Source organism: Oxalobacteraceae bacterium OTU3CAMAD1 (assembly GCA_024123915.1).
Lineage (GTDB): Bacteria > Pseudomonadota > Gammaproteobacteria > Burkholderiales > Burkholderiaceae_D > Rugamonas.
In genome coordinates, this window is record CP099650.1 from 6080806 (window position 1) to 6106220 (window position 25415).

A 25415-nucleotide genomic window follows, 5' to 3' on the forward strand; every position below is an offset into this window, starting at 1 on the left:
CACTGGGTACGACCCCTCTGTCACGGGTGCGGGTTAAAAGCTCGCACAACCATAAAAAAAGCGGCATCCGAGGACGCCGCTTTCTTGTCAAACCATCAGACGCTTCAGTCCTCGATGATCGGTTGCCCGACCATCGCGTCGACCCGCTCGCGCAATTGCTTGCCCGGCTTGAAGTGGGGTACCCGTTTTTCGGGCACCATCACTTTGTCGCCCGACTTCGGATTACGTCCGATACGCGGTGGCCGGCTATTCAGAGCAAAGCTGCCAAAACCGCGGATCTCGATGCGTTGACCGGTCGCCAGGGCGTTGGTCATCGCATCCAGAATGGTCTTGACGGCATACTCCGCATCTTTGGCCACCAGCTGAGAATAACGCTCAGCCAGGCGGTTGATCAACTCGGACTTAGTCATCGACTAGTTCTTAGTTCTTGTTATCGAACTTGGCTTTCAACAGCGCGCCCAGGCTGGTGGTGCCCGAAGCTGCGTTGTTGTCGGTAGCGGCCATTTTCTGCATCGCTTCCTGGGTCTCGACGTTGTCTTTCGCTTTGATCGACAGCTGGATCGAACGCGCTTTGCGGTCGATGTTGATGACCAGGGCTTCGACGGAGTCGCCAACCTTCAGGTGCGTACCGGCATCTTCCACGCGGTCGCGGGAGATTTCGGAAGCGCGCAGGTAGCCTTCGACTTCTTCGGACAGTTGGATCACGGCGCCTTTAGGCTCAACCGATTTCACGGTGCCGGTAACCAGCGCGCCCTTGTCGTTCATGGCTGCGAAGTTGTTGAACGGGTCGCCTTCCAGTTGCTTGACGCCCAGGGAAACGCGCTCGCGCTCGACGTCGATGGCCAGAACGATGGCTTCCAGTTCGTCGCCTTTCTTGAAGCGACGAACAGCTTCTTCGCCGGTTTCGGTCCAGGACAGGTCCGACAGGTGTACCAGGCCGTCGATGTTGCCGGCCAGGCCGATGAACACGCCGAAGTCGGTGATCGATTTGATCGCGCCACGGACTTTGTCGCCCTTCTTGTGGGTCACGCCGAAGTCATCCCATGGGTTCGCTTTGCACTGCTTCATGCCCAGCGAAATACGGCGACGCTCTTCGTCGATTTCCAGAACCATGACTTCAACTTCGTCGCCCAGCTGGACAACTTTGTTTGGAGCGACGTTCTTGTTGGTCCAGTCCATTTCCGACACGTGGACCAGGCCTTCGATACCCTGCTCGACTTCAACGAACGCGCCGTAGTCGGTGAGGTTGGTGACTTTACCGAACAGACGGGTGCTTTGTGGGTAACGACGGGACAGACCGGTCCATGGGTCGTCGCCCAGTTGCTTCACGCCCAGCGAAACGCGGTTCTTTTCCTGATCGTACTTCAGGACTTTGGCGGTGATTTCCTGGCCAACGGTCAGCACTTCCGATGGGTGACGCACACGACGCCATGCCAGGTCGGTGATGTGCAGCAGGCCGTCGATACCGCCCAGATCCACGAACGCGCCGTAGTCGGTGATGTTTTTGACGACGCCGGTCACGACCGTGCCTTCTTTCAGCGTTTCCATCAGCTTCTGACGCTCTTCGCCCATCGAAGCTTCGATGACGGCGCGGCGGGACAGAACGACGTTGTTACGCTTGCGGTCCAGTTTGATGACCTTGAATTCGAGGGTCTTGCCTTCGAATGGGGTGGTGTCCTTGACTGGACGGGTGTCGACCAGCGAACCCGGCAGGAACGCGCGGATGCCGTTGGTCAGAACGGTCAGGCCGCCCTTGACTTTGCCGTTGACGGTACCGACGACGATTTCGCCCGATTCCATCGCTTTTTCCAGTGCCAGCCACGAAGCCAGACGCTTGGCTTTGTCGCGCGACAGGATGGTGTCGCCGAAACCGTTTTCGAGCGATTCGATCGCCACGGAAACGAAGTCGCCTACTTTGACTTCCAGCTCGCCGTGGTCGTTCTTGAATTCTTCAACTGGGATGAATGCTTCCGATTTCAGGCCGGCGTTGACGATCACGAAGTTGTGATCCAGACGAACGACTTCAGCCGAGATCACTTCGCCCGAACGCATGTCTTGACGCGACAGGGATTCTTCGAAGAGGGCTGCAAAACTTTCCATATTAGACATTGTGACTTCCAGGTTGCCAACAAGGCTCGCGATATGCGACTTCAGTTGGGTTAAGGTTGATCAAAGTCCAGCAAGTGATTAGTGAGTAACTACTAACTCGTCCTGCCGGACCCGCCTTTACTACATTTTCAGTGGGGCTTGCCCACTGCCGCATACCACTGCAACACCTGTTCGACCGCTTGATCAGCGGTCATATTGGATGTATCCAGCACATGCGCCCCTTCCGCTGGCACCAGCGGCGCGATGGCCCGGTGGGTATCCCGGTCGTCCCGCGCCTGCAAATCCATCAGTAGGTCTTCCATATTAGCAGAAATTCCCTTGCCAATCAATTGCTTATAACGGCGATCGGCCCGAGCCGCGACGGACGCCGTCAAAAACACCTTCAACACGGCGTGCGGGAAGATCACCGAGCCCATGTCACGCCCGTCCGCCACCACGCCGGGCGCCTTGCGGAAACCCAGTTGCAGCCCCACCAGCGCGTGGCGCACGGTCGGGAACGTTGCAATTTTTGAAGCGGTATTGCCCACCTCTTCCGCGCGGATGGCGTCGGTGACGTTTTCCTGCGACAAAATGATGTCGCCGCCCTGGAAACTGCATTGCAGGTGCTCGGCCAGCTTGGCCAGCGCGTGCTCGTCGTTCAGGTCGGTGCCACGGCGCAGGGCCGACAGCGCCGTCAAGCGGTACAGGGCGCCCGAATCCAGGTAATGGAAGCCGAGCTTATCGGCAACGCGGTGCGCGACGGTGCCCTTGCCGGATGCGGTCGGGCCGTCGATGGTGATGACTGGGATTTGGGATGTGACCATTTTGCTCAGTTATTTATTTAGCAATCGCGGCAAACGCCGCGAAGTATTCAGGGAAGGTCTTGCCGACGCACTTGGGATCGTTGATGCGCATGACGTTGCCCTTGCGCGCGGCCCCGTCCAGCGACACCAGCGAGAAGCACATCGCCATACGGTGGTCGTCGTAGGTGTCGATGGTGGCGGCCGAAATCACGGACGGCGGCGTCACCTTGATATAGTCAGGCCCCTCCTCGACGATGGCGCCGACTTTGCGCAGCTCCGTCGCCATGGCCGCGATGCGGTCGGTCTCCTTCACGCGCCAGCTGGCGATGTTGCGCAAGGTGCTGGTGCCGTCGGCATACAGCGCCGCCACCGCGATGGTCATGGCGGCGTCGGGAATGTGGTTGAAGTCGGCGTCGATGGCTTTGAGCACGCCGTTCGACTTGGCCTCGATCCAGTTGTCGCCCATGGTGATCTGAGCGCCCATCTGCTCCAGCGCGGCGACGAAACGCACGTCACCCTGAATACTATCGCGGCCCACGCCTTCGACGCGCACGGGACCGCCGGCGATGGCGCCCGCCGCCAGGAAGTACGACGCCGACGAGGCGTCGCCCTCGACATGGATGGTGCCGGGCGACTGGTAGACCTGGCCCGGCTGCACGGTGAACGAGCTCCAGCCGTCCTGCTCCACCTTCACGCCGAAGCGGCGCACCAGGTTCAGGGTGATCTCGATGTACGGCTTGGAGATCAACTCACCTTCCACGTCGATGGTGATCGCGTGTTCGGTCGCCATCAACGGCGCCACCATCAGCAGCGCGGTCAGGAACTGGCTCGAGACGTTGCCGCGCACCGACAGGCGCTGCGCGTGGATCTTGCCCTGCTTGATGTGCAGCGGCGGGAAGCCCGGGTTGCCGGTGTATTCGACGTCGGTGCCGGCGGCGTTGAGCGCGTCGACCAGGTCGCCGATCGGGCGCTCGTGCATGCGTGGCACGCCGTGCAGCTTGTAGTCGCCGCCGATGACGGCCAGCGCTGCGGTCAGCGGACGGATCGCGGTGCCGGCGTTGCCCATGAACAGATCGGCCGATTTATTCGGCAGCACGCCCGCCACGCCCTTGACGTGGTGGATGGTGCCGGTGGCGGTTTTCTCTTCGGTCCACTGCACACCGAGCGAGCGCAGGGCCGCCAGCATGACGGCCGTGTCGTCGGAGGCCAGCAGGTCGACGATGGCGACGTCGCCTTGCGACAGCGCCGCCAGCAGCAGGATGCGGTTGGAAATCGACTTCGAGCCTGGCAGGCGCACCGCGCCCTCGACGTGGGGGACGGGTTGAAGATCGATGTACTCGTTACTCATGATGAATCCTTTAAATTACGTGCATGTGCAGCACCTGCAAAACCCGCACTGCGGCGAACCGGGGTCGTACCCAGTCCGGTACGACCCCATCGTCTTAGGGTTACAGCGCCGCCTATTCTGCTTTGTCTTTTGAAGGCGGCGCTTCGGCCGCCTCGATCGCGGTGATCCACTGGTGGCGGGCGCGCTGGGCGTTGCCGTACACGCTCTCCAGCGCGGCGCCGTCGCCAGCGGCCAGACGGGCGCGCAGGCCCGTCAATTGTGCCAGATAGGCGTCCAGCTCCGTCAGCAGCGCCGACTGGTTGGCCAGGCTGATGTCACGCCACATTTCCGGCGACGATCCGGCGATCCTTGTGAAATCGCGAAAACCGCTCGCCGCATACTGGAACAGTAAATCCGCATGCGGCTTGTTGGCGATGTCGTCCACCAGGGCGTATGCCAGCAAATGCGGCAAATGGCTCACGGCGGCGAACACCTTGTCATGTTCTTGCGGCGACAGGCGATGGATGACGGCATCGCAGGCACGCCAGGCGGCGGCCACGCGTTCCACATCTTCTGCCGCGTTCTCGTCGAGCGCCGTCAGCACCACCTTCTTGCCGACGTAAAGATCGTCGATAGCCGCCTCGGGGCCGTTGGTTTCGCGTCCGGCGATGGGATGACCCGGCACGAACTGCGACACCTTGCCACCCAAGGCGCGGCGCGCGGCCGCGACGACGTCGGACTTGGTGCTGCCGGCGTCGGTGACCACGGTGCCCGCCTGCAGGTGCGGCGCGATTGCCGACAGAATCGCCTCGGTCTGCGCCACCGGCGCCGCCAGCAGCACCAGATCGGCGTTTTCCAACGCCTCGGCCATGCCCTCGTCGCCGGCGCCGCCGATGACGTCGATGATGCCCAGCTCTTTGGCGCGCGCCAGCGAGGCCGTAGAACGGCCCATGCCGACCACGCTGCCGACGGCGCCGGCCTTCTTCAGCGAGCGCGCGAACGATCCGCCGATCAGGCCAACGCCAAAAATGACGACTTTGTTCAACATGCCCTACTCCGCCAGCGCCTTGGTCAGCGCGGCGATCAGCACCGCATTTTCCTGCGGCAGGCCGATGGACACGCGCAGCCACTCCGGCAAACCATAGTTACCGACCGGGCGCACGATAACGCCCTGCCTCAGCAACGACAGGTTGACGCGCGAGCCGGCCGCCGGATCGTTGCCGACCTTGACCAGCACGAAGTTACCGTACGACGGCACGAACTCCAGTCCCAGCTGCGTGAACGCCTCGGTGAACTGCAGGTAGCCGGCGGCGTTGTTGGCCGCGCTGCGCTTGAGGAAGTCCTTGTCGTTCAGCGCCGCGATGGCCGCCGCCTGCGCCATCGAGTTGACGTTGAACGGCTGGCGGATGCGGTTCATCAGGTCCGTCAGCGCCGGCTGGGCTATGCCGAAACCGACGCGCAGGCCCGCCAGGCCGTAGGCCTTTGAGAATGTGCGCGACACCAGCAGGTTGGGATACTTCTTGACCCACTCGGCCGATTCGAACTGGTTTTCCTCGGCCAGGAATTCGTTGTAGGCCTCGTCCAGCACTACGACCACATTCGCCGGCACCTTGTCCAGGAAGGCCTGGATGTCTGCGGCCGGGATGAAGGTGCCGGTCGGGTTGTTCGGGTTAGCGATGAAGACCAGGCGCGTATCCGCGTCGATGGCCGCCAGCATGGCCGGCAGGTCGTGGCCGTAGGCCTGGGCCGGCACCACGATATGGCGCGCGCCGACGCCCTGCGTCGCCAGCGCGTACACGGCGAACGAGTACTGCGAGTAGACGATGGCCTGGCCGCGCTCGACGAAGGCGTGGGCGGCGATCTCCAGGATGTCGTTGGAGCCGTTGCCCAGGGTGATCCAGTCGGCCGGCACGTCGTAGCGCTTCGACAGCGCCGCTTTCAGCTCGAAGCCGTTGGCGTCCGGGTAGCGTCCCAGATCGGTGGCGGCGGCGGTCATCGCCTGCACCGCCGATTCCGGCACGCCGAACGGATTTTCGTTCGACGCCAGTTTGACGATCGAGGCTTCATCAAGGCCGAATTCGCGCGCGACTTCGGCGATCGGTTTGCCCGCCTGGTAAGGGGCGATGGCTCTAACGTATTCTGGTCCGTAGTTCTTGGTCATGTTCTGTCTCTGTTTTATTTAGTTAGGTCAGGCTGACGGGATACGATCCCAGCACCTTGAAGAAAGCGGCATTGCTCTGCAACTCGTCCAGCGCCTTGGCCACGGATTCGTTCTGGATGTGGCCTTCCACGTCGACGTAGAAATAGTATTCCCAGTTGCCGTTGCGGGCCGGGCGCGATTCGAAGCGGGTCATCGACACGTTGTTCTGCGCCAGCGATCCAAGCAGGCGATACACCGAACCGGCGCGGTGCGGCGCGGCCAGCGCCATCGAGGTGCGGTCCTTGCCCGACGGGCCGGTTTGCAGATGGCCGATGACGGCGAAGCGCGTGCGGTTGTGCGGATCATCCTGGATGTTGGCCTTGACGGTGCCGAGGCTGTAGCGCACGCCGGCGCGCTCGCCGGCGATGGCGGCGATCGAGTGGTCGTCGCGCGCCATGCGGGCCGCTTCGGCATTGGACGAGACGGCGCGGCGTTCGACGTCCGGGTAGTTATTGTTCAACCAGATCTGGCACTGCGCCAGCGCCTGCGCGTGGGCGCAGATGGCGGTGACGCCGTCCATGTTGCCGGTGCCCGTGAGCAGGCTGTGACGCACGGCGATGGCCACTTCGCCGCTGATCGTCAGCGGCGTATGCAGCAGCAGGTCGAGTGTGCGGCCGATGGCGCCCTCGGTCGAATTCTCGACCGGGACCACGCCGAATTCGGCGGTGCCGGCCTCGGTGGCGCGAAACACTTCATCGATCGACGAGCAGGCCAGCACGTCGACGGCGGTGCCGAACTGCTGGTAGACCGCTTGTTCGCTGTAGGTACCGGCCGGGCCGAGGAAGGCGACGGTGACGCGCTTTTCCAGCGAGCGGCAGGCGGACATGATCTCGCGGAAGATGGTTTGCATCTCCGTGTTTCCCATCGGGCCGGGATTGCGGTCGGCTACGCCGCGCAGCACCTGCGCTTCGCGCTCGGGGCGGAACACGGGGGCGTTGGTTTCGGCTTTGACGTGGCCGACTTCCTGCGCCACCTTGGCGCGGCGGTTCAGCAGGTCGAGGATTTGCGCGTCGATGGCGTCAATCTGCTCGCGTAAAGGGGTAAGTTTATCTGTCATGGTATCGTCAATTCGTCAGCTATCGTCTGCGGCACTGTTCAACCCGCACTGCGGCACACTGGGGTCGTACCCCAAGGGGTACGACCCCGCCTGTCCGGGTTTGGCGTTAGGGCTCAATCATCGGCCCGCGAATTCATTCAAGTAATTCACGAGCGCCTGTACGCCCTCGATCGGCATCGCGTTGTAGATCGATGCGCGCATGCCGCCGACGGACTTGTGGCCCTTGAGCTGCAGCAGGCCGCGCGCCTTGGCGCCGGCCAGGAAGGCTTCGTTCTGGCTTTCGTCCTTCAGGTAGAACGGGATGTTCATGCGCGAGCGGCTTTCCTTGGCCACCTTGGTTTGGTAAAAATCGTCGACGTCGAGCGCCTTGTACAGCAGCTCCGCCTTGGCGATATTGACCTTCTCCATGGCGGCGACGCCGCCGTTCTTCTTCAGCCACTGGAACACCAGGCCGGCGATGTAGATGCCGTAGGTGGGCGGCGTGTTGTACATCGAGTCGTTGTCGGCGACCAGCTTGAAGTCGAACGCCGACGGACACGCCGGCAGCGCCTTGCCCAGCAAATCGTCGCGCACGATGACGATGGTGACGCCGGCCGGGCCGATGTTCTTTTGCGCGCCGGCGAAAATCACGCCGTACTTGGAGACGTCGATCTGGCGGGACAAAATATGCGACGACATGTCGGCCACGAGAAGCACGTCCGGCTGCGACGCCGGCAGGCCGGTGTCGAAGTCGAACTCGATGCCGTCGATGGTCTCGTTGGTGCACATGTGGACGTAGGCCGCGCCGGGGGTGAGCTTCCACTCCGACTGCGGCGGCACGCCGGTGGTCGACGACGCGGCGATATTGACGTTGGCGTATTTGGCCGCTTCCTTGATGGATTTGCCCGACCACGAACCGGTATGGATGAAATCGATGGTTGCTGGTTGCGGCTTGTGGCCGACCAGATTCAACGGAATGATGGCGTTCTGGGACAAGCCCCCGCCCTGCATGAACAAGATCTTGTAATTGTCCGGTACTGCCAGCAGCTCGCGCAGGTCGCGCTCGGCCGCCTTGTAAATCGAGATAAACTCCGGTCCGCGGTGGCTCATCTCCATCACCGACATGCCGCTGCCATGCCAGTCCAGCATTTCGGCGGCGGCTTGCGCCAGCACTTCCTTCGGCAGCACGGCAGGGCCGGCGGAGAAGTTATAGATGTGAGTCACTGTGGATCCTTTGCGTAATTACTGTTTGCCTTCTTGCTGCATTTTCTGCATCACGGGGCCCATGCGGCGGCTCACCACCTGCTGCCCCACCTGCATGCCCTGGGCCATCAACTGCGGCATCGAGGCCAGCATCTTGGCGCCAACCGGCGTGCGATAGAAAGCGGTCATCTGTTTCAGTTCATCCGCGCTGAAAGTGCGCGCGTAGATCGGCACCGTCTCGGCCAGAATCTCGTCGATCAATTTAGGATCGTTCAATACGTCCTGCATGGTCTTGATGACGCCAGGCAGTTCAGCCTCCATCTTGGCCAGCGCCTTGGTTTTCTGATCGGCGTTCAGCTTCGGATTGTTGTTGATGCCCGCCTCGGCGCCGGCGCGCATCGATTGCGCGATCCCCTGCGTCATCTGCCGCATCATCCCGGTCATCATGGCGCGGTGGTTCATCGCCTCGAACAGCTCTTGCGAGGCGGCCAGGGTGGCCGGGTCGATGGCGGCGGCTGGCGCCGGCGCGGCGGTTTGCGCGAACGACGGTGCGGCGCCGGCCAGGGCGAAGGCGGAAACGACGGCTGCTACGATTTTTTTCATGAATTCTCTCTTGAAATGACAACGGGGCCAGTCTTATTGTCGCATTAATCCGCGAAATAAACCCTGGCCCCGCCGGCCCCGGTCCGACACTGCGACCGGGGCTTTGTTTGCTGCGCTTATTCCGCCGGATTGTCGTCCGCTGGAGTGTCGTCCACCTTGTCGTCCGCCGGAGCGTCCGTCACGGGTGCATCGACAGGCTTGCCGTCCGGACCAGGTTCCAGCTCGACTTCGTCGATGTCGGTTTCGACCACGCGCTGCAGGCCGGACAGCTTGGTACCGTCTTCGACCGCGATCAGGGTCACGCCTTGCGTGGCGCGGCCCATTTCGCGGATCTCCGCCACGCGGGTGCGAATCAGCACACCGCCGGTGGTGATCAGCATGATCTCGTCGGTCGGCGTGACCAGGGTCGCCGCCACCACCTTGCCGTTACGCTCGGAGGTCTGGATCGCGATCATGCCCTTGGTGCCGCGGCCGTGACGGGTGTACTCGATGATCGGCGTACGCTTGCCGAAGCCGTTCTCGGTTGCCGTCAGCACCGACTGCTGCTCGTTTTCCGCCACCAGCAGCGCGATCACGCGCTGGCCTTCGTCGAGGTTCATACCGCGCACGCCACGGGCGTTGCGGCCCATCGGACGCACGTCGTTCTCGTCGAAGCGCACCGCCTTGCCGGAGTCGGAGAACAGCATGACATCGTGCTCGCCGTCGGTCAGCGCGGCGCCGATCAGGAAGTCGCCCTCGTCCAGGTCGACCGCGATGATGCCGGCCTTGCGTGGATTGCTGAAGTCCTTCAGCGGCGTTTTCTTCACGGTACCGAGGCTGGTCGACATGAAGACGTAGTGGTCTTCCGGGAAGGTCCGGTTCTCGCCCGACAGCGGCAGGATGACGGTGATCTTCTCGTTGTCGGCCAACGGGAACATGTTGACGATCGGCTTGCCGCGCGAGTTGCGCGAGCCTTGCGGCACTTCCCACACCTTGAGCCAGTACATGCGGCCACGGTTGGAGAAGCACAGGATGTAATCGTGCGTGTTGGCGATGAACAGCTGGTCGATCCAGTCTTCCTCTTTGGTCGCCATGGCCTGCTTGCCGCGTCCACCGCGCTTTTGCGCGCGGTATTCGGTGATCGGCTGCGCCTTCATATAGCCGGTGTGCGACAGGGTCACCACCATGTCCTGCGGCGTGATCAGGTCTTCGGTGCCCAGATCGGTGGCGTTATGCTCGATGTTCGAACGGCGTGGATCCTTGGCGCGGTCGCCGAATTCGTTGACCACGTGGGTCATCTCGTCGGTGATGATGGTGGTGACGCGTTCCGGCTTGGCCAGGATGTCCAGCAAGTCGGCGATTTCGGCCATCACGTCTTTGTATTCGTTGACGATCTTGTCCTGTTCCAGGCCGGTCAGGCGCTGCAGGCGCATTTGCAGAATTTCCTGCGCCTGGTCGTCGGACAGCTTGTACATGCCGTCGGCCTGCATGCCGTAGTGCTTGGGCAGGTGCTCCGGACGGAAGGCGTCGATACCGCCGATGGTGTCGCCTTCGCCGGTACGGGCCAGCATCTCGCGCACCAGCGACGAATCCCACGAACGTTCCATCAGGCCCGTTTTCGCGACCGGCGGGGTTGGCGCGGCCTTGATGATGGCGATGAAATCGTCGATGTTCGCCAGCGCGACCGCCAAGCCTTCCAGCACGTGGCCGCGTTCGCGCGCCTTGCGCAGTTCGAACACGGTGCGGCGGGTGACCACTTCGCGGCGGTGCGACAGGAAGCACTGCAGCATTTCTTTCAGGTTCAGCAGGCGCGGCTGGCCGTCGACCAGCGCCACCATGTTCATGCCGAACGTGTCCTGCAACTGGGTCTGCTTGTACAGGTTGTTGAGCACCACTTCCGGCACTTCGCCGCGTTTCAGCTCGATGACCACGCGCATGCCCGACTTGTCGGACTCGTCGCGGATGTCGGAAATGCCTTCGAGCTTCTTGTCGCGCACGTTCTCGGCGATACGCTCGAGCAGCGACTTCTTGTTGACCTGGTACGGCAGCTCGTCGACGATGATGGCCGTGCGGCCGCCGTCCTTGCCGTACTCTTCATAGTGGGTCTTGGCGCGCATGACCACGCGGCCACGGCCGGTGCGATAACCGTCGCGCACGCCCGAGACGCCATAAATGGTGCCGCCGGTCGGGAAGTCCGGCGCCGGGATCAGCTCGATCAGCTCGTCGATGGTGCAGGTCGGATTGCGCAGCACATGCAGTGCGCCGGCGATCACTTCGTGCAGATTGTGCGGCGGGATGTTGGTCGCCATACCGACCGCGATACCGGACGAGCCGTTGATCAGCAGGTTGGGGATGCGGGTCGGCAGAACCGTCGGCTCTTTTTCCTTGCCGTCGTAGTTGGGCTGGAAGTCGACGGTGTCCTTGTCGATATCGGCCAGCAACTCGGCGGAAATCTTGTCGAGGCGGCACTCGGTGTATCGCATCGCCGCCGCGCCGTCGCCGTCGACCGAGCCGAAGTTACCCTGGCCGTCGACCAGCATATAGCGCAGCGAGAAGTCCTGCGCCATGCGGACCAGCGTGTCGTAAATCGAGGCGTCGCCGTGCGGGTGGTACTTACCCATCGTCTCGCCGACCACGCGGGCGCACTTGACGTAGGGACGGTTCCACACGTTGTTCATTTCATGCATCGCGAACAGAACCCGGCGGTGCACCGGCTTCAAGCCGTCGCGCACGTCAGGCAAGGCGCGGCCCACGATCACGCTCATCGCGTAATCGAGGTAGCTCTTGCGCATCTCTTCTTCGAGGGAAATAGGGATTGTTTCTTTTGCGAATTGATCCATTGGCGGGTCGACTGATCTTTGACTGTGGGTTATCTTTTAAGCAATGTATGCCGCACTTACTGCACTCCTGCCCTTCCTATCCTAATTGGAAGGGCAAGCGTGCGATTTTAGCATGCGGGCCGCGCAACTAACACAAATTGGCCGGCAGCCCAGCACCCATGCCTTGTGTGCGCTGCCTCACGCGTTGTAACACCATGTAATATTGATGACACATTACTCAATTATTATCGACAATCACGTTGCAACAAAACAACATTTTGGTCGGACGCGAATCAGCGCCATGTTGGCGCCCTTTCACGCCGCCGGATCGCTTGTGGCAAAATGGTTCAGAAGTTAATTGCTCGTTTCGCAATCGGGAGACAGGCGTGACGCCCCTGCGTGGTAGAATTCGGCCCACGTAATATACGTCGCGCAGTTTTTCTGCGGATATCACCCCCGAAAGGAAGAAAAATATGAAAAAACTTATTTCGATGTTGGCCGTGTCGGCAGCTTTCGCCGGCTCGGCAATCGCCCAGACCCCTACCCCTACCGCTCCACCGTACGCTCCAGTCACCCAAGACATCAAGGCCGCTACTCCTAAGAGCGCCTACGTTCAGGATTCGCGCGGCGTGATCGCCCGTGACCCGTTCGGCCTGTGCTGGCGCACCGGCTACTGGACCCCGGCCGATGCCGTTCCAGGTTGCGACCTGCCACTGTGCGTTGAGCCAGAAAAACTGGAAAACGGCAAATGCGTAGCACCGCCGCCACCACCGCCAGCCGCTCCAGCGCCTACCGCACCGACCCCGGCCCCAGCGCCAGCGCCAGTGCCAACCGCGCAAAAAGTGAGCTTCGCCGCTGACGCGTTCTTCGATTTCGACAAGGCCGTGCTGAAGCCAGAAGGCAAAGCCAAGCTGGACGACGTGACCTCGAAACTGGGTTCGATCAACCTGGAAGTCATCATCGCCGTCGGTCACACCGACTCGGTCGGTTCGGATGAGTACAACCAGAAGCTGTCGATCCGCCGCGCTGAAGCCGTCAAAGCCTACATCATCTCCAAAGGCGTCGACGCTAACCGCGTGTACACCGAAGGCAAAGGCGAGAAACAGCCAGTTGCAGACAACAAAACTGCAGAAGGCCGCGCTAAAAACCGTCGCGTAGAGATCGAAGTCGTCGGTACCAGCAAGTAATCCGCACGCTTCACACGAAACCCCGCCACGGCGGGGTTTTTTTACGCCTGTCGCCGGCGTGGCACGACAGCCGGAGGCGACGCTACGATGTGGAGTGGAAGGAAAAAGAGCGGCCGGGCGGGGTTTGGGCCTGGCGGGCGCTGGGGCGCCGGGGAAGTCAGCGCCGCACGATGGGCGCGAGATTGTCCTGCAATTGGCGTTCGATGTCCTGGCGGACGAGGTCGCGCTGCGCGCGGCGTTGACGGGCGCGGGCGCGATGCTTGGCCGATACCGCCTCGATAGGCTTGACCGGGAACGGCAGCGGCATGTGGTAAAAATCGCGGCTTTCGGTCGCGTCCAGCGCGGCCATCCAGAAGCCGTCGTAATCGAAGCTAAAGCCCTCGCACTCGCCCGGTTTTGGGGTAGACATGTGGTTCTGGCCAATGCCGATGACGGCACAGATACCCAGCGCTGCGGCTAACGCCTCGGCGGCCATGAGCAACATGCGCACCGGCGCCACATTGTTGCAGGTGTCGGTGACGCGGCGGATCTGCTCGATCCTCCCGGGGGCGCCCTGGATGCCGGAAACGAGCAACACTTGGCATTCGGACGCGCCCACCACGGCGCCCGGGGCGATCGAAAACGTCATTTGATACACATGGTCGCCGTCCGCGCGCAGGATCAGGCACAGGTCGCCATCGTGGTTGAATACATAGGGAAAGCGCAGTTCGATTCCGACATGCAGACCGTCATATTCGGCGCGCCACAGGTGCAGTCCGCGTTGCGCGAGCGGCAGGAAGCCGGGCTGGAAATGCCGCGCCAGCGCCTTGTAGTGATTGATCGCCACCCGCAACCGGCCCGGGACGCAGAAGCCGCCGCCCAGATAATAATTGCGCAGATAACGATAACGGATGCCGGTGTAAAACAGCTTGGTATCGAACGCGCCGGCGCGGCCCAGCAAGCGCGATAATAAGATGTGCTGGCGCAAATTGAGCGTCAGCCCAAGCGCGCGCGACAGCGTCCGCCGGGCCGGGCCGAAGGCCGACACACGGGCGCCTGGCAACCTGCCGAGACTTCCGCCAATAAAACTTTGCAGCATAAACAGTCCTTACTTGATGAGTGGTTGCGAATTATAAATAATGATATGCATTTTAACAATCATAAATGACAACAACGTTACAAATAGGAAAGGAAGGGGAGATTGCCGGGCCGACATGGACACGCCGCTTTCGGGTCGGCTGCTTTAAAATAGCGGTACGATTCCCTCTATGACGCCATCCATGAACGCCGATCCATTAGAACTACAGAAATTCTCCGACCTGGCCCATCGCTGGTGGGACCCGACCTCGGAGTTCCGCCCGCTGCACGAGATCAACCCGCTGCGCCTGGAATGGATCAACGCGCGCGTGCCGCTGGCCGGCAAGAACGTCATCGACATCGGCTGCGGCGGCGGCATCCTGAGCGAATCGATGGCGCGCAAGGGCGCCACCGTCACCGGCATCGACCTGTCGGAAAAAGCGCTCAAGGTGGCCGACCTGCACAGCCTGGAGTCCGGCGTGCAGGTGCGCTACAAGCTGGTCGCGGCCGAAGAGATGGCGGCGCAGGAGCCGGGCCAGTTCGATGTGGTCACCTGCATGGAGATGCTCGAGCACGTGCCGGACCCGGCGGCCATCGTGCGCGCCGCCGCCACCCTGGTCAAACCGGGCGGCCACGTGTTCTTCTCGACGTTGAACCGCAATCCGAAGTCGTATCTGTTTGCCATCATCGGCGCCGAATACGTGCTGCGCATGCTGCCGCGCGGCACCCACGACTACGATAAATTCATCACGCCGTCCGAACTGTCGCAATTCGTCCGCAGCGCCGGTCTCGATCTCAAGGGTTTCAAGGGCATGGGCTACAATCCGCTGACCAAGATTTATTCCCTGAACGAAGACACCAGCGTCAACTATCTGGTTGCCACCACCCGTCCGCTCTGATCGACCCGCCCATGACTACCGCACTCCCGGCGCCGCGCGCCATCCTGTTCGACCTCGACGGCACCCTGGCCGACACCGCGCCCGACCTGGCCGCCGCCGTCAACCTGCTGCGCACGGTGCGCGGGCTGGAACCGACCGCCTATGAACTGTTGCGCCCGACCGCCTCGGCCGGCGCGCGCGGCATGATCGGCGCCGCCTTCGGCCTGAAGCCGGGCGACGAGGGTTTCGTCGAACTGCGCGAAGGTTTTTTTGACAACTACCAGGCGGCGATGGCGGTGCACAGCACGCTATTCCCCGGCATCGTCGAACTACTGGCCGGCATCGAGGAGGCGGGGCTGCAGTGGGGCATCGTCACCAACAAGCCGGCGCGTTTCACCGATCCGCTGCTGCCGCAGATCGGGCTCGGGCATGCGGCCTGCATCATTTCCGGCGACACCACGGCGCACGCCAAGCCGCATCCGGCGCCGTTGCTGGAAGCGGCCACGCGCCTGGGACTGCCGCCGCAGCAATGCTGGTATGTGGGCGACGACCTGCGCGATATCCAGGCCGGACAAGCGGCCGGCATGCCGAGCATCGGCTGCGGCTGGGGTTATTGCGGCCCGGTCGAGCCGCTCGGCTGGCAGGCCGACCTGGTGCTCGACACGCCGGAACAGCTGCTGGCGTTGATGCGCTCGGCGGTGGCGGACAAGGCCGAATTGGCGGCATAACCGCCGGGCCAATGATTGCGCGGCCCACATCCTCTGATCCAATCTAAAACACGTAGGGCGGATTAGCGAAGCGTAATCGGCCATGCATGCGCCTCGGTAGCGCATGCATGGCCGATTACGGCGTTCCGCCTAATCCGCCCTACGTGCATCCACGGTATTCCATACGCCCGGGCCCCATGTGAATTCCAACCCCTTGGCACCGCTTCCATGAATCCATCTGAATAAATTTGTTGCTCAAACCGGCCGACAGGTATAGTCTCCGAATTACTGCGTAGAAATACTTATTTCCATTAAAACAATCAACGCTTGATGGAAACAGGAGCAGCGGACACTTCTCCACTCTTCGTCAGGCCATCATGATCATCCCTGCCAAGGCTGCCCCGTACCCGCAGCCCTACCCCGAACAGTTCGCCGATTTCGACGCCCTCCAGTTGCCGGAACACACCAACGCCCCGCAAAGCTGGATGGTCACCGTGGCCGACGCCCGCTACCACTGGTACGATCTGATCGCCGGCTTCCCCGAGCGCCCGGACATCCGCGACCCGGTCGGCCGCTACCAGCGCCGCATGCAATTTGAGCTGGAGGCGGTGGCCGAAAAGCACCATCTGTTCTTCGCCGTCACCCGCCCGCGCGTGCGCTTCGATACCGCAGTCGCGGTGCAATGGGGATTCTTCTCGCTCAAACTGACCTTGCCGCTGCTGGTCGGCGGCGAGCAGGCCAGCGACAGCCTGACCATCGAGCTGACAGTGCCGTTCGCGGCCACGCTGAAAAAGCCGACCGTCACCTTGACGCCGACCTTCGTCACCCTCAACTGGGGCGGCCTGATCGAGGCGTTCTCCATCCACGACATCCTGCAGACCTACCCCAACCACCTGGACGCGCCCTGCCGCGTGATCCACGTCGGCCAGACCCGCGACCCCGATGCCCGCCTGTCCAGGGCCAGGTTGCCGGCGCTGCAAAAACTGCACGCGCAGCTCGGCGACGATGTCGACACCCTGCTGCTGGTGCAAAGCATGAACGTGCACGTGATCTGCGACGAGGGCGACGCCGCCGACTTGCCGCGCAACGCCGATCCCCGCGCTGCCGAGGCGCTGCGGGCCGAACGCATGGACATCGTCGAGGCGGCGCTGATCCGCCATTTCGAGGACGGCGGCGCGCGCGGTCTCACGCTGGAGGAGCGCAAGCTGGGCCGCGCGCGGGTGGCCGAGGTGCAGCAGGCGAACAATCTTGTGCAATTCACCATCGACCTCGAACTGCCCGAGGCCGGCAATTTCGACACGCTGTGCTCGGACCAGGTGGCGCCGGCGCCGTCCCACCTGCTGAGCTGCTTCATCGCCGATGGCGAGGCCAGGGTGGCCGCACTGCCCGTTCCGCCGGCGGCGGATGGCAAACGCTAGGCCGCCACCCTCGCGCGCGCGCCAGCCTGGAGTGTGAGAATGTGTGACTAATTAGCCGCTTTCCACCATTGCCGAGTGGAAATATCACAAGGAAGGACTATACTGTGGTCAATAATAGTCCCAATAAACAGACCAATTAAACGAGACCCTGGAGTGCGCATCATGACGAGCGATTACCCACCCCTAATCGCCGATGACTATCCCGATCCCAGCCCCGAAGAACTGGGCATAGGCGAGCTGTTTGCCGAATCGCCGGAGCCATTCCACGATCTCCTGGCACCGCCGGCCGAACCATTGGACGACCTGTTGCCGCTGCTGCCCCAGCGCGGCACGGCGCCGCAAACCTGGGTGGTCACTGTCGCCGACGCAAAATATCACTGGTACGACCTGGTGGCCGGCTTCCCCGAGCGGCCCGATATCCGCGATCCGGTCGGACGCCAGCTGCGCCGCATCCAGTTCGACCTGGAAGCGACGATGGAAAAGCGGCTGATCTATTTCGCCATCAACCGGCCGCGCGTGCGCTTCGATGTCAACGGCAAGACCAGCTGGGGTTTCTTCTCCCTCAAGCTGACGGTGCCGATCGTCATCGGCGCCGAGGAAAAACGCGACAGCATCACGATCGAGCTGACGGTGCCGTTCGCGGCCACGCTCAAGAAGCCGTCCGTGGTCATGACCGACCGCTTCATCACGCTCAATTGGGGCGGCCTGATCGAGGCGCTGTCGATCCACGATGTGCTGCAGCAATATGAGAACGACCTGCGCTTCCAGAGCAAGGTGCAATACGTCGGCCAGACCAAGGACGCGGCCGGACGGCTGGCGCGCGGGCGCCTGCCGGCGGTGCAGAAGATCCACCAGATCCATAACGAAGACAACGACATGCTGCTGCTGATACAGCGCATGAACGTCGAAGTGATCTCCGACGACGGCGATCCGGTGGACATGCCGGTCAACCAGAACGCCATCGCGGCCGACCTGCTGCTCAAGGACCGCATCGACATCATCGAGTGCGCGCTGATCCGCTATTTCGAGGGGCCGCAGATGCACGGCCGCAGCGACAAGGAGGCCGAGGTGCGCAAGCAGCGGGTGCGCGAGGTGCACGCGATCAATCATCTGGAGAGCTTCCGCATCGACCTGCACCTGGAGGAGACCGGGCCTTACCACGACCTGTTCTCGCAGCACGCGCCCGCTTCCCGCAGCCATGTCATCGACTGCACCATCGTCGACGGCGAGGTGATCGTCACGCGGGTGCCCGACAAGGTCAAGCCGGACAAGAAGTAAGCCCCGGCCCGACTCCTTAGACGGCGGCCAGAGCCTGCTCCAGATCGGCCAGCAGATCGTCGATGTGCTCGATGCCGATCGACAATCGCACCGTGTCCACCGTCACGCCGGCCTTGGCCAGTTCCGCCTCGTTGAGCTGGCGGTGCGTGGTCGAGGCCGGATGACAGGCCAGCGATTTGGCGTCGCCGATGTTAACCAGGCGCGTGAACAATTGCAGCGCATCCTGGAAGCGGGCCCCGCCCTCCACCCCGCCCTCGACCCCGAAGGTCAGCACCCCGGACGGCCTGCCGCCCAGATACTTGAGCGCCAGCGCGTGGTCGCGATGCTGCTCAAGCCCGGCGTAATTGACCCACTTGACCTTGGCGTGGCCACTGAGGAATTCGGCCACCGCGCGCGCGTTGTCGACGATGCGCTCCATGCGCAGCGCCAGCGTCTCTATCCCTTGCAATATCAAGAACGCGTTGAACGGCGAAATGGCCGCGCCGGTGTTGCGCAGCGGGACCACGCGCGCGCGGCCGATATAGGCGGCCGGCCCCAGCGCCTCGGTGTAGACCACGCCGTGGTAGGACACGTCCGGCTCGTTGAGCCGGCGGAAGCGCTGCTTGTGCTCGGCCCACGGGAACTTGCCGGAATCAACGATGGCGCCGCCGATCGAATTGCCGTGCCCGCCCAGATACTTGGTCAGCGAGTGGATCACGATGTCGGCGCCGTGTTCGAACGGGCGCAGCAGATACGGCGTGGCCACGGTGTTGTCGACGATCAGCGGCACGCCGTGCTTGTGGGCGATCGCGGCGATCTGTTCGATATCGGTGATGTTGCCCAGCGGGTTGCCGATCGACTCGATGAACACGGCCTTGGTGCGCTCGTCGATCAAGCCCTCGAACGAGGCCGGGTCGCGCGCGTCGGCGAAGCGGGTGGTGATGCCGAACTGGGGCAAGGTGTGCGCGAACAGGTTATAGGTGCCGCCGTACAAGGTGGCGGCCGAGACGATGTTGTCGCCGGCCTCGGCGATGGTCTGGATCGCATACGTGACGGCGGCCTGCCCGGAGGCCAGCGCCAGCGCCGCCACGCCGCCCTCGAGCGCGGCGATGCGCTGCTCAAGCACGTCCTGGGTCGGATTCATGATGCGCGTGTAGATATTGCCGGGCACCTTCAGGTCGAACAGGTCGGCGCCGTGCTGGGTGTCGTCGAACGCGTAGGCGACGGTTTGATAGATGGGCACCGCCACCGCGCGCGTGGTGGGGTCCGGTTTGTAGCCGCCGTGGACGGCCAGGGTTTCCAGTTTCATCGCTCCTCCAGTGATTGATCGCACAAGCCTAAGTTGAATAGAGTGCCACGCCCACGAATCATTCCGTATTTATAAATGCATATTTTGCATGTTTGTCCGGGAAGGGCATCCGTTAAGGGACCATCTTCTGCTACACATTTTGTCATATAGCAATTAAAGTATCTTTACAGCAGCTAATCGTGATATGCTTTATCCCATCGCACGACCCCTTGCTCAAAGAAACCCAACCAATTGTTTCCGGCGCGCAATCACACCGTAATCATTTACTCTTTTTTGGGATACTTTGACATGAAATTCAAGACTTTTTCGACCGCCGCAACCTTGGTACTCTTGATGTCCGGAGGCGCCGCCATGGCTGCCGCCGGCGGCAACGGCCAAGGCAACAATGGCAACGGTAAAGGGAACGGCGGTAGCACCACGCCGGTGATTACCCTTCCGGCCCCAACCACTTCATGCGCCGGCGCCAGCATTTCCGTGGCAGGCGCCAGCTGCATCGGCTTCATCAGCGGCAACCTCAACGGCAACAAGCCGAGCCTGACCGAGATCAATAACAACCTGGGCGTATGGGGCGTGCACCTGACGGCAGCCGTGGCGTCTACGTCGATGCTGTCCGGCCTGACCGGCAACACCATCAACTTCGGCCAGCAGTTGTACGGCGATACTATCGTCAGCATCCACTACGGCAATGTGACCGACGTGCTGGGTAACAAACAAAACAACGTCACCGCCTTCTACCGCTTCGACGCAGGCCAGGGCGCAGGCGTGGACAGCTTCACGACCGCATTCAGCTCCTTGTCGAACGCCACGCTGTACTCGACCGGCACGGCGGTGACGGCGGTTCCGGAAGCGGAAACCTACGCGATGATGATCGCCGGTTTGGGCCTGATGGGCCTGATCGCCCGCCGCCGCAAGCAAAAATAACTGCGCGCCTTCCGCGCAAGAACAGGGCCCGGTGCTAGCGCACCGGGCCTTTTTTATTGCCGATTCGCGAAATTACAACATAAGTTACCCCAGGGAAACCACGTGTGTCAAAAAATAAATAAACATGTCTTTTAGATAGCAAGTCATGATATGCTTCAACCCATCACATCGAATTGCACAATGAAACCCAAAACACTGTTTCAGGCGCGCAATTTATTAACGTAGCCTTCCACAACCTTGGGATAATAATATGAACTTTAAGAAACTTTCGACCGCCGCCGCACTGGCAACGCTGATGTTCGCAGGCAACGCAATGGCAGCAACCGCCCTGTGCGATGGTTCCGATATCGACGTGGCCGGCGCCAGCTGCATCGGCTTCATCGATGGCAACCTGAACGGCAACAACCCGAGCCTCGCCGAGATCAACCTGAACCTGGCGGTATGGGGTGTGAACCTGACCTCGGCCGTGCCATCGACCTCGATGCTGTCGGGCCTGACCGGCACCACCATCAACTTCAGCCAAATGCTGTACGGCGACACCATCGTCGGCATGCACTTTGGTAATGTAAAAGACGCCGCCGGCACCAAGTCGAACAACGTCACCGCCTTCTACCGCTTTGACGCCGGCATGGGCCTGGACAGCTTCACCACCAAGTACGGCTCGTTGTCGAACGCCACCCTGTACTCGACCGGCACCGCCGTCACGCCGGTTCCGGAAGCGGAAACCTACGCGATGATGCTCGCCGGCCTGGGCCTGATGGGCGCGGTCGCCCGCCGCCGCAAGCAAAAGTAATCCGGCGTTTCGAGCGCTGAAAAACAAGGCCCGGTGCTAGCGCACCGGGCCTTTTTCATTGGTTGTTCGGATCGTTGCGCTTGTTGGGACCGTCCCAACCCAACACAGTGATGATCGCGCCCTTGCTGCCGGTTTTAAAACTGTGGTCGTAATTGGCCGACTCGTAATAATAGTCGTTCGGCTTGTCCATGACGTGCGCTTCGGCCGCGCCGTTGGGACCGTCGTAGGTGGTCGATGTCCAATTGCCGCTCTGCAGGATCACCACGCGGTCGATCGGATGGTTATGGCGGTCGCCCACGTAGTTCGGCGGGAACTTCAGCATTTGTACGAAGGGTTTTCCGGGGGTCTTGGCGTCGCCGCAGACCATGTTCTCCTCGGCTTTCAGCGCCGCATTCCACACCCATTTAACGTCCTTCGCCTTCTGGAAGAATGGCGCCTTGACGCCGACGCAATCGGGCGCGGCCTGGGCGGTCATTGCGAACAGGCATGCCATTAATGCGGACAATACTATTAGTCTATTTTTCATTGTAATTACCCGGTTAGATGTGGACGCACGTTTCGTCGAAACGTGCGATCGATAATACACCGGGTATTTGACCAGGCAATGCTGGTGGTTCTGCAATAAATTTTTGAAACACTTGCTAACACAATGCTGCCGGGACCGCTTTGAGCCTGGGTTACCATCCTCAAAACGAATCAAGGGGAACGCCATGAACAACTTCGCAAAACTGCTGATGCCGCTGACATTGTTGACGCTCAGCGCCGGCGCCTACGCCGACGACTGGAAAGACGAAAGCGGCAAGGGAAAACGGCATGACCGGCGCGAGTTCAAGGAAGAGTATTGGGACGGCAACTGCAAGGTCGAGCGCAAAATGAAGCATGGCGAGTACAAGGAAAAGCGCAAGTGCAAGCCGCCCAAATACGCATCGCATCGGGAATATCGTGAGGTAATTCCGGTGTACGAGGACCGCGTGTACTACCCGGTCGAGCGATATGTGGAACCGGAAGTCCGATACTACGACAGGCGCCAGCCGGGTGTATCGATCGATGTAAGCATCCGTCGTTGACGCTCGAGAATTCCGGCCGCTGGATCAGCGGCTAGATCCACACATCGTTGACGGCGGTGCGGTCGCTGGTTTCTTCTTCGCCTGTATTGAGCACGCCGCGCGGCTCGATCAACAGCAGTTTCACCTCGCCCTCGGCGGACGGCTTGTGCTCGACGCCCTTGGGCACCACCACCATTTCACCCTGCGACACCAGCACGTGGCTGTCGCGAAAATCGATCCGCAAGCGCCCTTCCAGCACGATAAAAGTCTCATCGGTGGCGGCATGCGCATGCCAGATGAAATCCCCCTGCAGCCTGACTATCTTGAATTGATAGTCGTTCATTTCCGCGACCACCTTGGGTGCCCACTGCTCGGAAAACAAACTGAATTTTTCAGCGAAATTGATGGTGTGGATGGCGTGCGCCGCCGTCTGCTCGGTATTCATTGGATTGGTCCTGTTGCTGATTGGGGAGTGCCCAGCGTACGCAAAACGGGACGTCGTTTCTTGTACGATTGTGCGGGCGTCAGCCGGCGCGCATTCTCAGCCAGCGCGCCGGCGACAAGCCATAGGTCTTGCTGAAATGGCGCGTCATATGGCTCTGGTCGGTAAAGCCGGCGAGCAACGCCGCGCCGACCAGCGACTGGCCCTGAAGCAGCAGCGAGCGCACCAGGTCCAGGCGGCGCATGGTCAGGTAGCGATACGGCGAGGTGCCGAACAGCAGGCGGAAATCGCGCGACAGGCTCCAGCGGTCGCGTCCGCTGTGGCGCTCCAACTCCTCCAACGTGACGCTGTGCTCCAGGGAGCCGTGGATGAACTCGCGCGCCAGCTCGGCGGCGCGGTAGTCGAACGGCGGGCTTGAACGCGGCGGCGCCGACACCGCGCCCAGCGCGTGGGCCAGGTCGAACAGCGCGTCGTCCTCCTCAAGCGGATCAAGCGGCGCGTCCACGCTGCGCAACAATAGTTCGCTGGCGGCGTACAAGCGGGGATCGGCGCTGATGCCGTGCTGAATGAACGGCAGCGCCCGGCCGCCGAGTATTTGCTGGATCAGCGCCGGTTCGATATACATCATGCGGTAGCGGAAGCCGGCGTCGGTCCCCGCCTCGCCGTCATGCACCTCGTCCGGGTGCAGCACGATGGTAGCGCCGGGCACGCTGTGGCGCTGCCCGCCCCGGTAGTGGAAACTTTGCACGCCGGCCAGGGTGCGGCCGATCGCGTACGTGTCGTGACGGTGCGGCTCGTAGCCGTGGCCCCAGAAGAATGCCTCGATGCGCTCCATGCCCCTCGTCGGCGGCGCGCGCACGATCCAGTCGCCGGCCGGCTTGGCCTTGCTCATGGCGTGGTACTCGTCAGAGTGGCGACATTCATCCGGGTTTCATCGTCGGGTTGGGGGGAAGCTGGAATTCTACCCTTTCCCGATGTAGTAACAACGATGCTCAAGCTACAATCGACCTATCGTTACCCCATCTGGAGCTACACTATGCAAGCAAGTACGGCGGCACTGATCATCATCGATATGCAAAAAGGCATGGCCGATCCGGCGGCCGGCACGCGCAACAACCCCGAGGCGGAACAAAACATCGCTGCCTTGCTCGGCGCGTGGCGAACGGCCGGTGCCACGGTTGTCCATGTCCGCCACATATCGAGAACGGTTGGCTCGCTGTTCTGGCCCGGCCAAGCCGGGGTCGAGTTTCAGGAGCGGTTCGCGCCTTTGCCGGATGCCCATGTGGTCGAGAAAAATGTGCCCGATGCCTTCATCAACACCGGGCTGGAACGCTGGCTGCGCGTGCGCGGCATCGGCGAACTTGTCATCGTCGGCGTGAGCACCAACAACTCGGTGGAGGCCAGCGCCCGGACGGCGGGCAACCTCGGCTTCGCGACCCATGTCGTTGCGGATGCGTGTTTCGCCTTCGCCAAGGTTGACTACGCGGGCGTGCCGCGAACCGCCGAGGATGTGCACGTCATGGCCCTGTCCAATCTGGACGGCGAGTACGCGACCATCGTGCATACCCGGGACCTGCTCGCTGGTTTTGCAAAGGCTGCGTGATGCGCATCGCCCTCGTCTCTGATATCCACGGCAATTTGCCGGCGCTTGAAGCGGTCGCCGCGGACATCAAGCGGCGAGGGGCGGATATCGTCGTCAACATCGGCGATAGCTTGTCCGGGCCGCTGCTGCCGTTGGAAACGGCGCAGTTTTTGATGGCGCAGGATTGGATGCATCTAGCGGGCAATCATGAGCGTCAGATTTTGGCGCTGCACGCTGGTTCGGGCGCGAGCGATACGTTTGCACACTCGCAGCTGACATCGAAGGAGCTGGCGTGGATCGCCGGCCTGCTGCCGGTACGACAAATAACGCCGGACGTGCTGGCATGCCATGGCACGCCAGCCAGCGACGTGACCGGCTTGCTGCAAACGGCCGACGCGGCGGCCACTGCGGCCGAGATCGAGGCGCGCCTGGGCGGGATCGATGTTGGTCTTGTTATCTGCGGACATGTGTGCGTACATTGAGTCGGTAACTGCCTCCACCTATGAAGGCGCGATTTTGAGGCCTGTTCATTTACGTTAAATCGATGACTCACGTGCTTAGATATTCGAATGCTTGCACATTCAGCTCGGAAACTGGCCCTTAGTATCTGGCCGGACGCCTCGCAGGCTATGGCAGTTTGCTAGCCGGACACGTGCTACCTCTTGTGTTGAAACCCCAGTGGGCAAGTGTGACGCAGATACGGCGCCCCAACTGCCACATGTAAAAATGAAAAGATCCGTTGCTGAAGTGAACGTGTTCGT

The 25415-nt window shown here is 61.9% G+C and carries 24 protein-coding genes and 1 pseudogene; 10 read left to right on the forward strand and 15 right to left on the reverse strand.

Features of this window, described 5'->3' with window-relative positions; all coding sequences use genetic code 11:
- Positions 1 to 104 precede the first annotated feature (104 nt).
- The 10 genes from NHH88_25895 to gyrA all read right to left on the reverse strand — a co-directional run bounded on the left by NHH88_25895 (position 105) and on the right by gyrA (position 12079).
- Positions 105 to 410 (reverse strand): integration host factor subunit beta, encoded by a 306-nt coding sequence (locus tag NHH88_25895; protein USX13062.1) that lies wholly within the window; start codon positions 408 to 410, stop codon positions 105 to 107.
- Positions 411 to 420: 10 nt separating this feature from the next.
- Positions 421 to 2100 (reverse strand): 30S ribosomal protein S1, encoded by a 1680-nt coding sequence (gene rpsA / locus NHH88_25900; protein USX17438.1) that lies wholly within the window; start codon positions 2098 to 2100, stop codon positions 421 to 423.
- A gap of 137 nt (positions 2101 to 2237) precedes the next feature.
- On the reverse strand, positions 2238 to 2912 hold the full coding sequence (gene cmk / locus NHH88_25905) for a (d)CMP kinase (protein ID USX13063.1): 675 nt from the start codon (positions 2910 to 2912) through the stop codon (positions 2238 to 2240).
- Between the two features lie 13 nt (positions 2913 to 2925).
- Positions 2926 to 4239 (reverse strand): 3-phosphoshikimate 1-carboxyvinyltransferase, encoded by a 1314-nt coding sequence (gene aroA / locus NHH88_25910; protein ID USX13064.1) that lies wholly within the window; start codon positions 4237 to 4239, stop codon positions 2926 to 2928.
- A 112-nt stretch (positions 4240 to 4351) separates the two neighbouring features.
- A complete protein-coding gene (locus NHH88_25915) occupies positions 4352 to 5266 on the reverse strand; it encodes a prephenate dehydrogenase/arogenate dehydrogenase family protein (GenBank protein USX13065.1) in 915 nt (304 codons plus the stop codon).
- 3 nt (positions 5267 to 5269) lie between these two features.
- On the reverse strand, positions 5270 to 6379 hold the full coding sequence (gene hisC, locus NHH88_25920; protein ID USX13066.1) for a histidinol-phosphate transaminase: 1110 nt from the start codon (positions 6377 to 6379) through the stop codon (positions 5270 to 5272).
- A 22-nt stretch (positions 6380 to 6401) separates the two neighbouring features.
- Entirely contained in the window at positions 6402 to 7475 is a 1074-nt protein-coding gene (gene pheA, locus NHH88_25925) for a prephenate dehydratase (protein ID USX13067.1), read from the reverse strand.
- A 117-nt stretch (positions 7476 to 7592) separates the two neighbouring features.
- Positions 7593 to 8678, reverse strand: a complete 1086-nt coding sequence (gene serC / locus NHH88_25930; GenBank protein USX13068.1) for a 3-phosphoserine/phosphohydroxythreonine transaminase — start codon at positions 8676 to 8678, stop codon at positions 7593 to 7595.
- Between the two features lie 18 nt (positions 8679 to 8696).
- Entirely contained in the window at positions 8697 to 9260 is a 564-nt protein-coding gene (locus NHH88_25935; GenBank protein USX13069.1) for a DUF2059 domain-containing protein, read from the reverse strand.
- Positions 9261 to 9376: 116 nt separating this feature from the next.
- Positions 9377 to 12079: a DNA gyrase subunit A gene (gene gyrA / locus NHH88_25940; protein USX13070.1), complete on the reverse strand. Its 2703-nt coding sequence runs from the start codon at positions 12077 to 12079 to the stop codon at positions 9377 to 9379.
- Positions 12080 to 12531: 452 nt separating this feature from the next.
- Between gyrA and NHH88_25945 the strand changes: the two genes are divergently transcribed.
- The gene (locus NHH88_25945; protein USX13071.1) at positions 12532 to 13245 is read left to right on the forward strand and encodes an OmpA family protein; all 714 of its coding nucleotides are present in this window, start codon (positions 12532 to 12534) and stop codon (positions 13243 to 13245) included.
- 157 nt (positions 13246 to 13402) lie between these two features.
- On the opposite strand, the gene NHH88_25950 is transcribed toward NHH88_25945, so the two are convergent.
- The gene (locus NHH88_25950) at positions 13403 to 14323 is read right to left on the reverse strand and encodes a VirK/YbjX family protein (protein ID USX13072.1); all 921 of its coding nucleotides are present in this window, start codon (positions 14321 to 14323) and stop codon (positions 13403 to 13405) included.
- A 181-nt stretch (positions 14324 to 14504) separates the two neighbouring features.
- Here NHH88_25950 and ubiG point away from each other — a divergent pair, with 181 nt between their 5' ends.
- From ubiG to NHH88_25970, 4 genes are all read left to right on the forward strand, one after another.
- Positions 14505 to 15200, forward strand: a complete 696-nt coding sequence (ubiG, locus tag NHH88_25955) for a bifunctional 2-polyprenyl-6-hydroxyphenol methylase/3-demethylubiquinol 3-O-methyltransferase UbiG (GenBank protein ID USX17439.1) — start codon at positions 14505 to 14507, stop codon at positions 15198 to 15200.
- An 11-nt stretch (positions 15201 to 15211) separates the two neighbouring features.
- Positions 15212 to 15907, forward strand: a complete 696-nt coding sequence (locus tag NHH88_25960) for an HAD-IA family hydrolase (protein ID USX13073.1) — start codon at positions 15212 to 15214, stop codon at positions 15905 to 15907.
- Between the two features lie 356 nt (positions 15908 to 16263).
- On the forward strand, positions 16264 to 17304 hold the full coding sequence (locus NHH88_25965) for a hypothetical protein (protein USX13074.1): 1041 nt from the start codon (positions 16264 to 16266) through the stop codon (positions 17302 to 17304).
- Positions 17305 to 17466: 162 nt separating this feature from the next.
- A complete protein-coding gene (locus NHH88_25970) occupies positions 17467 to 18582 on the forward strand; it encodes a hypothetical protein (GenBank protein ID USX13075.1) in 1116 nt (371 codons plus the stop codon).
- Between the two features lie 16 nt (positions 18583 to 18598).
- Here NHH88_25970 and NHH88_25975 read toward each other — a convergent pair whose 3' ends face one another.
- Entirely contained in the window at positions 18599 to 19870 is a 1272-nt protein-coding gene (locus tag NHH88_25975; GenBank protein ID USX13076.1) for an aminotransferase class I/II-fold pyridoxal phosphate-dependent enzyme, read from the reverse strand.
- A gap of 288 nt (positions 19871 to 20158) precedes the next feature.
- Here NHH88_25975 and NHH88_25980 point away from each other — a divergent pair, with 288 nt between their 5' ends.
- Together NHH88_25980 and NHH88_25985 are read left to right on the forward strand one after the other, a co-directional pair.
- Entirely contained in the window at positions 20159 to 20791 is a 633-nt protein-coding gene (locus NHH88_25980) for a PEP-CTERM sorting domain-containing protein (GenBank protein USX13077.1), read from the forward strand.
- 250 nt (positions 20792 to 21041) lie between these two features.
- Entirely contained in the window at positions 21042 to 21584 is a 543-nt protein-coding gene (locus tag NHH88_25985; protein USX13078.1) for a PEP-CTERM sorting domain-containing protein, read from the forward strand.
- Positions 21585 to 21639: 55 nt separating this feature from the next.
- Here the strand turns inward: NHH88_25985 and NHH88_25990 are convergent, their stop codons facing one another.
- Complete coding sequence (locus NHH88_25990) at positions 21640 to 22059, reverse strand: hypothetical protein (GenBank protein ID USX13079.1); 420 nt, start codon at positions 22057 to 22059, stop codon at positions 21640 to 21642.
- 235 nt (positions 22060 to 22294) lie between these two features.
- On the opposite strand from NHH88_25990, the gene NHH88_25995 reads away from it, so the two are divergent.
- Positions 22295 to 22651, forward strand: coding sequence for a hypothetical protein (locus NHH88_25995; protein ID USX13080.1), 357 nt, complete (start codon positions 22295 to 22297; stop codon positions 22649 to 22651).
- A 31-nt stretch (positions 22652 to 22682) separates the two neighbouring features.
- Here the strand turns inward: NHH88_25995 and NHH88_26000 are convergent, their stop codons facing one another.
- Both NHH88_26000 and NHH88_26005 read right to left on the reverse strand, forming a co-directional pair.
- Complete coding sequence (locus NHH88_26000; protein USX13081.1) at positions 22683 to 23075, reverse strand: cupin domain-containing protein; 393 nt, start codon at positions 23073 to 23075, stop codon at positions 22683 to 22685.
- A 79-nt stretch (positions 23076 to 23154) separates the two neighbouring features.
- The gene (locus NHH88_26005; GenBank protein USX13082.1) at positions 23155 to 23964 is read right to left on the reverse strand and encodes an AraC family transcriptional regulator; all 810 of its coding nucleotides are present in this window, start codon (positions 23962 to 23964) and stop codon (positions 23155 to 23157) included.
- 144 nt (positions 23965 to 24108) lie between these two features.
- Between NHH88_26005 and NHH88_26010 the strand changes: the two genes are divergently transcribed.
- The gene (locus NHH88_26010; GenBank protein ID USX13083.1) at positions 24109 to 24675 is read left to right on the forward strand and encodes a cysteine hydrolase; all 567 of its coding nucleotides are present in this window, start codon (positions 24109 to 24111) and stop codon (positions 24673 to 24675) included.
- Positions 24675 to 25121 (forward strand): annotated as a pseudogene (locus tag NHH88_26015) (metallophosphoesterase). Before NHH88_26010 ends, NHH88_26015 begins: the two are co-directional and overlap by 1 nt.
- Positions 25122 to 25415: the final 294 nt, after the last annotated feature.